This window comes from Hydrogenophaga taeniospiralis CCUG 15921 (assembly GCF_001592305.1).
Classification (GTDB): Bacteria; Pseudomonadota; Gammaproteobacteria; order Burkholderiales; family Burkholderiaceae_C; genus Hydrogenophaga; species Hydrogenophaga taeniospiralis.
This window is the reverse complement of record NZ_BCWR01000018.1, coordinates 206,020-217,284: the sequence shown is the minus strand read 5'-3', so window position 1 is coordinate 217,284 and position 11,265 is coordinate 206,020. Positions and strand designations below refer to the sequence as shown.

Annotated in this window: 12 protein-coding genes and 1 riboswitch; of the genes, 5 read left to right on the top strand and 7 right to left on the bottom strand. The window is 68.4% G+C overall.

The annotated features are described in order from the left end of the window. Nucleotides 1-102 precede the first annotated feature (102 nt). Complete coding sequence (locus HTA01S_RS20195; protein WP_068174572.1) at nt 103-849, bottom strand: class I SAM-dependent methyltransferase; 747 nt, start codon at nt 847-849, stop codon at nt 103-105. Nucleotides 850-1,040: 191 nt separating this feature from the next. Between HTA01S_RS20195 and HTA01S_RS20190 the strand changes: the two genes are divergently transcribed. The 3 genes from HTA01S_RS20190 to HTA01S_RS20180 all read left to right on the top strand — a co-directional run bounded on the left by HTA01S_RS20190 (nt 1,041) and on the right by HTA01S_RS20180 (nt 3,552). Further along, nucleotides 1,041-2,258, top strand: coding sequence for a 6-phosphofructokinase (locus HTA01S_RS20190; protein ID WP_068174570.1), 1,218 nt, complete (start codon nt 1,041-1,043; stop codon nt 2,256-2,258). A gap of 69 nt (nt 2,259-2,327) precedes the next feature. Continuing rightward, nucleotides 2,328-2,495: riboswitch (FMN riboswitch) on the top strand. A 91-nt stretch (nt 2,496-2,586) separates the two neighbouring features. Then, nucleotides 2,587-3,120 carry a 6,7-dimethyl-8-ribityllumazine synthase gene (locus HTA01S_RS20185; protein ID WP_068174567.1) on the top strand — a complete coding sequence of 178 codons (534 nt, stop codon included), beginning with the start codon at nt 2,587-2,589 and terminating at the stop codon, nt 3,118-3,120. A gap of 36 nt (nt 3,121-3,156) precedes the next feature. Next, nucleotides 3,157-3,552 (top strand): DUF1161 domain-containing protein, encoded by a 396-nt coding sequence (locus HTA01S_RS20180; protein ID WP_068174564.1) that lies wholly within the window; start codon nt 3,157-3,159, stop codon nt 3,550-3,552. 12 nt (nt 3,553-3,564) lie between these two features. Here HTA01S_RS20180 and HTA01S_RS20175 read toward each other — a convergent pair whose 3' ends face one another. Then, entirely contained in the window at nt 3,565-4,410 is an 846-nt protein-coding gene (locus tag HTA01S_RS20175) for an enoyl-CoA hydratase-related protein (RefSeq protein WP_068174562.1), read from the bottom strand. After that, nucleotides 4,373-5,689 (bottom strand): Y-family DNA polymerase, encoded by a 1,317-nt coding sequence (locus HTA01S_RS20170; protein WP_068174559.1) that lies wholly within the window; start codon nt 5,687-5,689, stop codon nt 4,373-4,375. Before HTA01S_RS20170 ends, HTA01S_RS20175 begins: the two co-directional genes overlap by 38 nt. A gap of 83 nt (nt 5,690-5,772) precedes the next feature. On the opposite strand from HTA01S_RS20170, the gene HTA01S_RS20165 reads away from it, so the two are divergent. Further along, complete coding sequence (locus HTA01S_RS20165; protein ID WP_068174611.1) at nt 5,773-6,495, top strand: SIMPL domain-containing protein; 723 nt, start codon at nt 5,773-5,775, stop codon at nt 6,493-6,495. Nucleotides 6,496-6,667: 172 nt separating this feature from the next. On the opposite strand, the gene HTA01S_RS20160 is transcribed toward HTA01S_RS20165, so the two are convergent. The 3 genes from HTA01S_RS20160 to HTA01S_RS20150 are packed head-to-tail and all read right to left on the bottom strand — an operon-like array spanning nt 6,668 to nt 8,605. Further along, nucleotides 6,668-6,898 (bottom strand): DUF3079 domain-containing protein, encoded by a 231-nt coding sequence (locus HTA01S_RS20160; protein WP_068174557.1) that lies wholly within the window; start codon nt 6,896-6,898, stop codon nt 6,668-6,670. An 8-nt stretch (nt 6,899-6,906) separates the two neighbouring features. Continuing rightward, complete coding sequence (locus HTA01S_RS20155; RefSeq protein ID WP_068174556.1) at nt 6,907-7,446, bottom strand: anti-sigma factor domain-containing protein; 540 nt, start codon at nt 7,444-7,446, stop codon at nt 6,907-6,909. A gap of 7 nt (nt 7,447-7,453) precedes the next feature. Next, entirely contained in the window at nt 7,454-8,605 is a 1,152-nt protein-coding gene (locus HTA01S_RS20150; RefSeq protein WP_068174554.1) for an alpha-hydroxy acid oxidase, read from the bottom strand. 310 nt (nt 8,606-8,915) lie between these two features. Between HTA01S_RS20150 and HTA01S_RS20145 the strand changes: the two genes are divergently transcribed. Further along, on the top strand, nt 8,916-10,241 hold the full coding sequence (locus tag HTA01S_RS20145) for a hypothetical protein (RefSeq protein WP_068174552.1): 1,326 nt from the start codon (nt 8,916-8,918) through the stop codon (nt 10,239-10,241). A 22-nt stretch (nt 10,242-10,263) separates the two neighbouring features. Here the strand turns inward: HTA01S_RS20145 and HTA01S_RS20140 are convergent, their stop codons facing one another. Then, the gene (locus HTA01S_RS20140) at nt 10,264-11,196 is read right to left on the bottom strand and encodes a LysR family transcriptional regulator (protein ID WP_068174550.1); all 933 of its coding nucleotides are present in this window, start codon (nt 11,194-11,196) and stop codon (nt 10,264-10,266) included. Nucleotides 11,197-11,265 lie beyond the last annotated feature (69 nt).

Here is an 11,265-nt window from a genome sequence, read left to right as displayed (position 1 = left end):
ACTGCGGGCCACCATGGTGCGTGCCGGCATGGTCTGATCCGGTTCAACGCCCTGGTTTGAAAGCCGCGCCCCGCGAGGGTCGCGGCTTTTCTTTTGGCCGCTTCACGCCAAGGTAGAGCCGCTCGCGGGTTCCTTTTCCAGAATGCAGACGATGCTCTTGCCCAACTGATGCAGGGTCAGCACGTCCCCCACCCAGCGCGATGCCCTCACCATCACCGAGTCCCAGAGCCGGATCTGGCCGGCGCTGGGGGAGTCCGACTTCAGGATCAACAGGTTGGCCAGGCTCGCGAGCATGCCCACGCTGTCGAGGTAGTGCATCTTCGTGATGCGCAGCGACGCCGGCACGGCCGCGCGCAGCAGCGCTTTGTCATAGCGCCGGTGGTGGCCGATCTTGCGGTCGAACTCGGTGTAGAGGAAGTTGTGCGCCGGCGCCACGATGACGATGTGGCCCCCGTCCACCAGATGGTGGGCCACGCGCTGCAGTTCTTCGCGGTCGTCTTCGATGTGTTCGAGCACGTCGATGTACAGGATGGTGTCAAAACGCTCGTCGGCCCCGAGATCGCAGGACGTGCCGTGGCGGATGTCGTACCCGGCGGGCAGCTCGCCCTGGCCCAGCCGCTGCCGGACCTGGTGGCACATGCCAGGGTCGGGCTCCAGCCCCACCCATTTGCGGTACGGCCGGTGGTTCAGGGCCCTGGCGGTGGCGCCGAGGCCGGCGCCCAGTTCCAGCACCTCGTTGCCCAGGAAGGGCGCGATCTGTTGGCCCCAGTAAGCCTTCCAGTTCACGGCTGCGGAAAAATTCTCCAGCTCGCTGCCGGAGTAGGAAAACGCATCGGGAGTGGTGGGCATGGGCTTTCGGCGGGACTTTGGAGCGCACATGGTACGCCGCGTTCCGGCCGATCCGGCCGCGCACTGTCCGGCGCGGCGCATCCGGCATGACTCGTGGGCGGCGGCGCGGTGGGCTATATTGGTCTGCGGTGCCCCGGCATTGGCGCGCGGTGCCATTTTTCTCTCGACGAAGCCATCGAAGGAGCAGACCCATGCCATCCGGAAAAATTCTCGTCGCCCAGGGCGGCGGCCCCACCGCCGTGATCAACCAGTCGCTGGTGGGCGTGGCGCTGGAGGCGCGGCGCTTCCAGAACGTGAAACTGGTCTACGGCGCGCGCCACGGCGTGCGCGGCATCGTGGACGAGGAGTTCGTGGACCTCACCCAGGAGACCAGCCACAACCTCGAAGCCGTGGCCTGTACCCCGGCCTCGGCGCTGGGCTCCACGCGCGACAAGCCCGACCTGAAGTACTGCCAGGAAATCTTCAAGGTGCTCAGGGCCCACGAGATCGAGCACTTCTTCTACATCGGCGGCAACGATTCGTCGGACACGGTGCGCATCGTGAGCGAAGAGGCGCGCAAGGCCAACTACCCGCTGCGTTCGATCCACATCCCGAAGACCATCGACAACGACCTGGTGGGCAACGACCACACGCCCGGCTTTCCCTCGGCGGCGCGCTTCGTGGCCCAGGCCTTTGCCGGTGCCAACCTCGACAACGCCTCGCTGCCCGGCGTGTACGTGGGCGTGGTGATGGGGCGGCACGCGGGCTTTCTCACGGCCGCGTCCGCCCTGGGCAAGAAGTTTCCGGACGACGGCCCGCACCTGATCTACGTGCCCGAGCGGGTGTTCGAGATCCCGAAGTTCCTGGCCGACGTGAAGACCATGGTCGAGCGCCACGGCCGCTGCGTGATCGCGGTGAGCGAGGGCATCCACGACGCCTCGGGTCAGCCCATCATCACCCAGCTGGCCAAGGACGTGGAGAAGGACGCGCACGGCAACGTGCAGCTCTCGGGCACCGGCGCGCTGGCCGATCTGCTGTGCGAAGAGATCAAGGCCAAGCTCGGCATCAAGCGCGTGCGTGGCGACACCTTTGGCTACCTGCAGCGCAGCTTCATCGGCTGCGTGTCCGACGTGGACCAGCGCGAGGCGCGCGAGGTGGGCGAAAAGGCGGTGCAGTTCGCCATGTGGGGAAAGGTGGACGGCTCGGTGGCGATCAAGCGCACCGGCTTTTATTCGGCCGACTACGAGCTGCTGCCGCTGGAGGCCGTGGCCGGCAAGACACGCACCATGGAAGACGAGTTCATCACCGCCAGCGGCACCGACGTGACCGATGCCTTCCGCCTCTACCTGCGGCCCCTGCTCGGTTCGGGCATGCCCGACGCTTTCCGCCTGCGGCACAACCCTGTGGCCAAGGTGCTCAAGCGGGGCTAATGCGGGTGCGACAGGCGGGCGCGGCGCGTCTGCCTACAATGCCGGAGCCTGGCCGCCGTGCCGGGCGACAAGCGTTCTCAGGGCGGGGTGAAAGTCCCCACCGGCGGTGATGGCGGCGTGGTGTTCCACCACGACCGCACGAGTGCCGCGAGCGCCTGCGCATTTCGGTGCGCAGGGTCAGCAGACCCGGTGAGACTCCGGGACCGACGGTCACAGTCCGGATGCAAGAGAGCGCGAGCCGGCTGCCCGGGCGGTGCTGTTGCGCCGCCGTGGGCGCGTGTGCTTGTGCGCCCTGATTCTGTGCCACCCTCTTTGCCATGAGGCCACCATGAATCAGTCAGTTTCCGCCGCTTCTGCCGTTTCTTCTTCCCCCGCTGCCGCGTCCTTGCCTGCCTTGCCGCCGGGCCTGCGTTTCGCTTTTGTCGAGGCCTCGTGGCACGCCGACATCGTGCACCAGGCGCGAGACGCCTTCTTCGAGACCATGGCCAGCGCCGGTTTCGGGCCGGCCAGCATCGACGTGTTCGACGTGCCCGGCGCGTTTGAAATCCCGCTGCACGCCCAGCGCCTGGCGCGCTCGGGCCGCTACGCCGCCGTGGTGGGCAGCGCGCTGGTGGTGGACGGTGGCATCTACCGCCACGACTTCGTCTCGCAGACCGTGGTGCAGGCGTTGATGGACGTGCAGCTCGACACCGGCGTGCCCATGATCTCGGCCGTGCTCACGCCGCACCACTTTCACGAACACGCCGAGCACCGCAAGTACTTCCTGCGCCACTTCGCCGTCAAGGGCACGGAGGCGGCCGAGGCCTGTCTTCAGGTGGTGGCCGGTCTGCGGCGGCTGGAGGCCATGCTGGCGGCATCGTAGACTCGGGGCCACCTTGCCGACGCCTTCAATCCGCCCATGTTGAAAACCGTTCTGTCCACCGCCTGCCTGATGGCCGCCAGCGCCGTCCATGCCGACCCCTGCGAGCCACTGCGCGCGCGGATCGAACGGCAGATCGCCAGCCGGGGCGTGCAGGATTTTTCAGTGATCGCGGTGGACGTGGCGCAGGAGGTGCCGGGCAAGGTGGTCGGCTCCTGCGCCTTCGGGGCGAAGAAGGTGGTGTACGCCCGGGGCGAGCAGCACGTCCGGGACCACCAGCGGTACGCCCGGGACCCCCAGCGCGTGAAGCTGCAGGTGTCTTCTCTGGATGCGCTTGCGATGGCGGTCAGGCCGCCCGCGAGCACGCCCGATGATCACATCCTGACCGAATGCAGGGACGGCTCGGTGTCCCGGGACGGCCACTGCAGCCCCTGAGCGCGCGGCGCATCAGCCCAGCGCTTTGAACGACTGCAGCGGCGAGAGCGGCGTGAAGTCGCCGGCGCGCTTTTCCTTCATGGCCATGATGGACTCGCGCACATGCGCGTTGCTCCAGATCGCGCCCTGCAGCCAGCCCATCTGGCGCAGACTGTCTTCCACCGAGTGGTCGCGCGCGTAGCTCACCGCCTGCTTGGTGCCCCAGATCGCGATCGGCGGCTTGCTGGCGATTTCTTTCGCGCATTGGAGCGCGGCGGCGAGCATCGCCTCCGCCGTGTCGAACACCTCGGTCACCAGCCCGTAGGCCAGTGCGCGCTGGGCCGGCAGGCGGCGGCCGGTGTAGGCCATTTCCTTCACCACGGCGAACGGGATCAGCTTGGGCAGGCGTTGCAGTGTGCCCACGTCGGCCACCATGCCGATGTTGATCTCCTGGATGCAGAAAAACGCGTCGGCCGTGGCGTAGCGGATGCAGGCGGCCGTGACCATGTCCACCGCGCCGCCGATGCAGCCGCCCTGGATGGCGCAGATCACCGGGATGCGCAGGGCCTCGATCTTCGTGAACGTGGCCTGCATGTCGGTCAGCAGGTCGAAGATGGCGGCGCGGCCCTCGGGGCTCTGGTCGTCCATGGCGATGGCGCCGCTGAAGGTTTCCAGCGCCATGCCGGCGCTGAAGTGTTTGCCGGTGCTGCTGATCACCAGCGCGCGGGCCGTGCCTTCGGTGTGAATGCGGGTCAGCACCTCGTCCAGCTCGCGCCAGAAGGTGGGGTGCATGGTGTTCATTGCCTCGGGCCGGTTGAGCACCAGGTGGGCCACGTGGTCTTCAGTCAAGCTCAGGGAAAAGCAGGTCGGTGTGTTCATCGGTGGACTTGTCTTTGGCGGTTCGGGGTTTGGCGGCGGTGTTTTCACTGTAGCCCGCGGCCGGCCCGTCTTCTGTCCCGGGTTTGACCAGCTTGCCCACGCGCACGCCCAGCAGACGGATGCGGCGCGAGAGGTCCACGCGCTTGAGGCACAGGCCCGCCTGGCGGCGGATGGTGGCGGCGTCGTCGGTGAAGTGATCGATCGTCACGTCGCGCGTCACGCTCTGGAAGTTGTCATATCGCAGTTTGATGCCGATGGTCTTGCCCGCGTAGCCCTTGCGCCGCAGGTCGTCGGCCACCTGTTCGCAGAGTCGCGTGAACACCGCGCCCAGCTCGGTGCGGTCGCGCACCGCGTGCAGGTCGCGCTCGAAGGTGGTCTCGCGGCTCATGCTCACCGGTTCGCTTTCGGTCACCACCGGGCGGTCGTCGCGGCCCCAGCTCACGGCGTGCAGCCAGCGGCCGTAGCTCTTGCCGAAGTGCTCGATCAGCCAGCCGGGCTCGCGCGCGGCCAGTTCGCCGATGGTGTGGATGCCATACCCCTGCAGCTTCTGATCGGCCTTGGGGCCCACGCCGTTGACCTTGCGGCAGGGCAGCGGCCAGATCTTTTCCTGCAGGTCTTCGGGCCAGACGATGCTGATGCCGTTGGGCTTGTTGAATTCGCTCGCCATCTTGGCGATCAGCTTGTTCGGCGCCACGCCGATGGAGCAGGTGATGCCGGTGGCCTGGAAGATGCTCTTTTGAATCAGCCGCGCCAGCACGCGCCCGCCCTCGCGCTGGCCGCCGGGCACGTCGGTGAAGTCGATGTAGACCTCGTCCACACCGCGGTCTTCCATCACCGGCGCGATCTCCAGGATGGTGCTCTTGAACAGGCGCGAGATGCGGCGCACCTCGTCAAAGTCCACCGGCAGCAGGATCGCCTGCGGGCAGAGCTTGGCCGCCTTCATGAGCCCCATGGCCGAGCCCACGCCGAACTGGCGCGCGGCGTAGGTGGCGGTGGTGATGACGCCGCGCCCGGTGTAGCTCGCCAGCCGGGGAAAGAAGTCGAGCGGGATGCGTGACAGGTCACCGTCGGACCAGTCGCGCTCCGGGTAGGTCTCGCGCAGGCGGGCGAGCACATCGTCGTCGCGCCGTCGCCCGCCGCCGATCACCACCGGCAGGCCCTTGAGCTGCGGGTAGCGCAGCAGCTCCACCGACGCGAAAAAAGCGTCCATGTCCAGATGCGCGATGCGCCGGGGCAGGGGGTCGGTCGGGTGGGCGGGAGCGGTCACGGCGCCAAGCATAGCGCTGTGGATGCGCAGCGCTGCGGGCTAAGATGGCCGGCCAGAGCGGTGCCGTCGCGCCGCCTTTTTCCGGGAGCCAAAACATGAACACACTGTCCCGCCTGATCGCCGCCCTGCTCGTGGGCGCGGGCATCGCCGCCGCCGGTTTCGCGGTGAGCCAGGGCCTGGAGCGCTTTCGCATGTCGGACCGCTCGGTCACCGTCAAAGGCTTGGCCGAGAAGGACGTGGAGAGCGACTTCGCTATCTGGACGCTGAGCTTTCGCCGCGCCGGCAGCGATTTCGGCAGCGTGCAGCAGGCGCTCGCGGCCGACCGCGACAAGGTGCTGGCCTTCCTGCAGCAGCGCGGATTCACCGAGGCCGAGGTGGAGGCCCGGCCGCTGCAGGTGCAGGACCTGTTTGCGCGCGAATACGCGCAGGGCAACCAGCCGCTGCGTTTCAACGGCACGGGCCAGGTGCTGGTGAAATCGGCGCGGGTGGGCGAGGTCGAAAAAGCGGCGCTGGCGGTGGACCCGCTGATCCAGAGCGGCATGCAGCTCGGCGGCGACGGCGAGGGTGCCACCGGTCCACGCTACCAGTTGCGTGGCTTCAACGACATCAAGGCGCCGCTGCTGGCCGAAGCCACGCGCAACGCGCGCGAGCAGGCCGACAAGTTCGCGGCCGAAGCCGGCGCCCGCCTGGGGCCCCTGAAAAACGCCAACCAGGGCGCGATCCGCATCACCGGCGATGACGGCAACGACTACGACGACGGCAGCTCGCGCACCAAGCGGCTGCGGGTGGTGAGCACGTTTGAATACGAGTTGGAGTAGGCCCCCCCGCAGCGCTTCGCGCTACCCCCCCAGGGGGCGGCACTGGCCGTCCGGCAAAGCCGGCCCGGCGGTGCCCTGGGCTGGACCTCTTCATGCGTCGGATTGGTGCTCCGGAGCCTGGAAAACTGAAGTGATCGGTCGCAGGCTGGCCATGCCTGCGGGCTGAATAGGCTCAGCCGGTGGAGCCTGCATCGGTGGCAGGCGCCTCTGTTGCTGCCGCGTCGCCATCCTTCTCCCCGGGAATGCCTGACCAGCTTTCCCAGCCCGGGCCGAAGGTTTCGATCGGGTGTTGTGTGCGCTCCGAGCCGTTGCCGCACAGCAGGGCATCGGCGGCGCAAAAGCGGTCGCAGCCCCAGCAGTTGCGCTCGGGGTGGGGTGGGTTGATGGGGAAGCGTTTGGCCAAGCCGTGAGTCAGATCGACTTCTGCACCAGCCAGCCCTTGAACAGCCAGGGCAGGCTGGGGCTGGCGCCGGCGGGCACGCCGCCTTTGTTCTCGGCGCTGACGGCCAGCTCGGTCACGCCCTGCAGCGCGTCTTCGCTCACAGGCATCTGCAGCGTCTTGTATTTGCTCTCGATCACGCCCAGCGAGCGCGGCGCGGCGTCGCCGGCGATGGCCCAGACCTGCATGCTGTCTTCGCGGCCCTCTTTCACGTCGTTGAGCCGCTGCAGCAGCAGCCCGCCGTCTTTCGGGTTGTAGGTCGCGAGCATGGCGGGCTTTTGCTGGTCGTCCAGCAGCACGGCCACCTGGCGGATCTGCGGCACCTCGGCCAGCCGGGTCTGGGCGTGCCGGATCTGCGCCTGCAGCTGCGTCATCATGCTGCTGCTCGCCGCCCAGCCGATCAGCAACACCAACAGCAGAAAGATGGCCAGCGCGCGCCACCAGGGGCTGACGCGGCGCGAGGCGGGGGTGGTTTCGGGTTCGGTGCTGGCTGGGGTCTGGGCGTCGGTCATGGTGGGTTCAGGTGGGAAAGGTACCGGGGAGGAGTATGCCCTTGTCCACCGTCTCGATCTTCGTGTGGCCGCAGAAGGCCATGGTCAGGTCCAGCTCGCGGTGGATGATCTCCAGGCACTTGGTGACGCCGGCTTCACCCATGGCGCCCAGGCCGTAGAGGAAGGGGCGGCCGATGTAGACGCCGCGCGCGCCCAGCGCCCGGGCCTTGAGCACGTCCTGTCCGCTGCGGATGCCGCCGTCCATGTGCACCTCGATCTGGCTGCCCACCGCGTCCACCACGGCCGGCAGGGCTTCGATGCTGGACTGCGCGCCGTCGAGCTGGCGCCCGCCGTGGTTGCTGACGATGAGCGCGTCGGCGCCCGAGGCCACGGCCAGCTTGGCGTCTTCCACGTCCTGGATGCCCTTGAGGATGAGCTTGCCGCCCCAGCGCTGCTTGATCCACTCCACGTCGCCCCAGTTGAGCGCGGGGTCGAACTGTTTGGCCGTCCATTCGCTCAGGGAACCCATGTTGTCCACGCCGCTCACGTGGCCGATGATGTTGCCGAAGCCGTGGCGCTTGGTGCCCAGCATGCCCAGGCCCCAGCGGGGTTTGGTCATCATGTTGAGGATGTTGGCGACGGTGAGCTTGGGCGGCGCCGAGAGGCCGTTCTTCAGGTCCTTGTGGCGCTGGCCGAGGATCTGCAGGTCCAGCGTGAGCACCAGCGCCGAGCAGTTGGCGGCCTTGGCGCGGTCGATCAGGCGCTCGATGTAGGCGCGGTCCTTCATCACGTAGAGCTGGAACCAGAAGCCCTGGCCGGCGTGCTGCGCCACGTCTTCGATCGAGCAGATGCTCATGGTGGAGAGCGTGAACGGAATGCCGAAGCGGCGCGCGGCGCGCGCGGCCAGGATCTCGCCGTCGGCGTGCTGCATGCCGGTCAGGCCCGTGGGCGCGATCGCCACCGGCATGAACACCTCTTGCCCGACCATGGTGCTGGCGGTGCTGCGGTTTTCCATGTTCACCGCCACGCGCTGGCGCAGCTTGATCTTCTGGAAATCGCTGGCGTTGGCGCGGTAGGTGCTCTCGGTCCAGGAGCCGGAATCGGCGTAGTCGTAGAACATGCGCGGCACGCGTTTTTCTGCCAGCACGCGCAGGTCTTCGATGTTGGTGATCACGGTCATGGGGCTTGTCTCCGGGTGAATGGGCAGGTGCAGGGGGCGGCCAGGGGCGGCTGCTGCGGATGTTAGCGGGGCGCTTTGCAAAAGGCTTGTGAAACCCGGCCCTCGGGTATTGAAAATTCTTCCGGGGTGTCGCGCAGGGGGCTGGTCAGTTCGCTTTTTGCAGGCGGCGGCGTAAGATCAAAAACCGGGGCCGGGAGCAGGGCTCCGCAGGCCCATGCCGTCCGCTGCCGGTGTCGCCTGCCGCCTGCGCCCTCTGCGCTGTGGGGGAGCGCCCAAGTGCTGGCAGCGACACCGAACACGGAGGACCCGCATGAACCGCCCTTCCAACCCCGCCCGCCGCCTCGCCGCCTGCTCCGCGGGTCTGGCCACGGCGCTTGCCGCGCCGTTCGCCCTGGCGCAGACCGCACCCACCCAGCTCTGGGTCGATGTGTCGACCTCCACCTTCGCCGGCATGCCCGAGTTCATGCAGTCCGGCGGCGGTTTTCTCGGCGGACTCATGGGCAAGGTCACGGGCAGCAGCGCCGCGCTGCGCCAGTACGGCCATGCGAGTGGCCGGTTCATCCAGCAGGGGACGGACCAGAGCCGCATGGGCGGCGGCATGCCGCCCACGCGCGTGGTCGACGTGGCCCTGCTCAACCCGCGGCGGCCTGGTGTCGAGGCCGCGCTGGCCATTCCGCCGGGCATGCGCATGGGCGAAGCCCTGCCGCTGGTGCCGCCCAACCCGGGCGAGCGCGAAGCCGGTGAGGCCGAGGTCGGCAAGCCACCCGAGATCAAGGGCCGCATCCTGGTCTACTGGGGCTGCAGCCCCACGGTGCGCCCCGGCCAGCCGCGCATCGCCAACCTCGGTGGCGACCCGGCCAAATGGGGTCAGGTGCTGGCCGGGCGCCATGCGCCGGAGCGCTCGGCCCGCGTGGGGGCGCAACACGCGCTGTACCCGAATGAAAAAAACCAGGTCAACCCCAGCGCCGACAGCTCGCTGCAGGGCGAACACCGCGTGCAAGGCGAGGGCGTGCCCGAGTCCATGGGTTTCACGCTCGGTCCCAACCAGGACCTGATGCCCTCGATCCAGCTGCAGAGCCAGGGCGCCGTGACCGACAGCATCCAGCTCAGCTGGCAGCCGGTGGAGCGCGCCCACGCCTACCACCTGCACGCCATGGGCATGGTCGGGGACGACATGGTGCTCTGGTCCAGCTCGGAGATCGCCGACGCCGGCCTGGGCCTGTTCGACTACCTCGGTGAATCGACCACGGCCAAGTGGGTGCGCGACAAACTGCTGCTGCCCGCCAGCGCCGCCGAATGCGCGGTGCCCAAGGGCATCTTCGCGGGCGACGGGGCGGGCCGCCCGGGCGAGGCCGGCGCGGCCATGCTGCGCATGATCGCCTACGGCCCCGAGAGCCACTTCAGCCACCCCGCGCGCCCGGCCAAGCCGCCCGCCGGCTGGAAACCCGAGTGGACGGTGCGTGTGCGCACCAAGAGCCAGACCATGGCCATGCTCGGCGTGGACATGGCGGGCATGGCCGCCGGCCAGCAGGCGCCGGGCGGTAATGACAGCGAGGGTGATGAGGCTGCGAGCCAGCGCCCCGAGCCCCAGGCGCCCGGGGCCATCAACATCCTGCGAGGTCTGTTCGGGCGCTGACGCGACGCGGTGCCGCACCATTTCACGGCGCCATCGGGTGCAGCTCGCGCAGGCAGTCCAGGAAAGCGTGGGTCACGCGCAGCGCCTCGGGCGAGCGCCGCACGATGGCGCTGTAGCCGCAGGTGTAGCGCAGCAGCGCCGGGTTGATGGCGCGCAGGCGCCCGTCGGCGACGAAGCCCTGCGCGTAGTGCTCGGGCAGAAAACCCAGGTAGTGGCCCGAGAGGATGAGCAGCGCCACCCCCTCCTGGTCGGACGCGGTGGCCGCGCGCTGCAGCCGCCGCTGGTGGGTCAGCTCCATGTTCTGCGAGTGGTAGCCCAGCGCGGCCAGGGGCTGCTGGCGCAGCGCGCGCCAGTCGGCCCGGGCCGGGGGCGCAGTGAACCACGGGTGGCCGGCGCCCGCATAGAGCAGCATGTTCTCGTCGAACAGCGGCGTGTAGTCCAGGCTGTCCGAGCGCCGGTGCTCGGGCACGATGCCGAGCTGGAATTGCCCGTCCATCACGCCGCGTTCGATCACCGCGATGCCGTTCACGTGCAGGTGCAGCTGGACCTGCGGCGCGCGTTCGCGCAGCAGCGCCAGCGCCTGCGGAATGTGGGCGGCCGGGTTGCTGGCGGTCTTTTCGAACACCGCCACGTGCAGGTCGCCGCCCAGGCGCTGGTGGATGTCGTGCAGGCTGCCGCGAAAGCCTTCGGTGGCGGCCAGCAGGCGCTGGGTGGCCTCATAGAGCTGCTGCCCCTCGGGCGTGAGCGCGAAACCGGCGCGCCCGCGCCGGCACAGCACCAGGCCCACGCGGGTTTCCAGGTCTTTGATGTGGCGGCTGATGGTGGACATGGCGATGTTGAGCTCCAGCTCGGCCGAGGCCATGCCGCCGCAGTCCACCACCGCCTTGAACACCCGCAGCAGGCGGATGTCCACGTCGCCCAGCTGGCCGAGAACGGCCCGGTGTTTTACTTTCATGTTTTGTAAAGTCAATGTGGATAGGTTGTCATTTATACGAGTAAACCGCGCGCCCCAGAATGCGCTCAC

Coding starts and splice junctions, on each gene's coding strand:
- HTA01S_RS20175 (WP_068174562.1), bottom strand. CDS start 4,410: ATGAACACACCGACCTGCTTTTCCCTGAGCTTGACTGAAGACCACGTG.
- HTA01S_RS20170 (WP_068174559.1), bottom strand. CDS start 5,689: ATGCTTGGCGCCGTGACCGCTCCCGCCCACCCGACCGACCCCCTGCCC.
- HTA01S_RS20185 (WP_068174567.1), top strand. CDS start 2,587: ATGAATCAGTCAGTTTCCGCCGCTTCTGCCGTTTCTTCTTCCCCCGCT.
- HTA01S_RS20155 (WP_068174556.1), bottom strand. CDS start 7,446: ATGACCGACGCCCAGACCCCAGCCAGCACCGAACCCGAAACCACCCCC.
- HTA01S_RS20140 (WP_068174550.1), bottom strand. CDS start 11,196: ATGAAAGTAAAACACCGGGCCGTTCTCGGCCAGCTGGGCGACGTGGAC.
- HTA01S_RS20195 (WP_068174572.1), bottom strand. CDS start 849: ATGCCCACCACTCCCGATGCGTTTTCCTACTCCGGCAGCGAGCTGGAG.
- HTA01S_RS20190 (WP_068174570.1), top strand. CDS start 1,041: ATGCCATCCGGAAAAATTCTCGTCGCCCAGGGCGGCGGCCCCACCGCC.
- HTA01S_RS20145 (WP_068174552.1), top strand. CDS start 8,916: ATGAACCGCCCTTCCAACCCCGCCCGCCGCCTCGCCGCCTGCTCCGCG.
- HTA01S_RS20150 (WP_068174554.1), bottom strand. CDS start 8,605: ATGACCGTGATCACCAACATCGAAGACCTGCGCGTGCTGGCAGAAAAA.
- HTA01S_RS20165 (WP_068174611.1), top strand. CDS start 5,773: ATGAACACACTGTCCCGCCTGATCGCCGCCCTGCTCGTGGGCGCGGGC.
- HTA01S_RS20180 (WP_068174564.1), top strand. CDS start 3,157: ATGTTGAAAACCGTTCTGTCCACCGCCTGCCTGATGGCCGCCAGCGCC.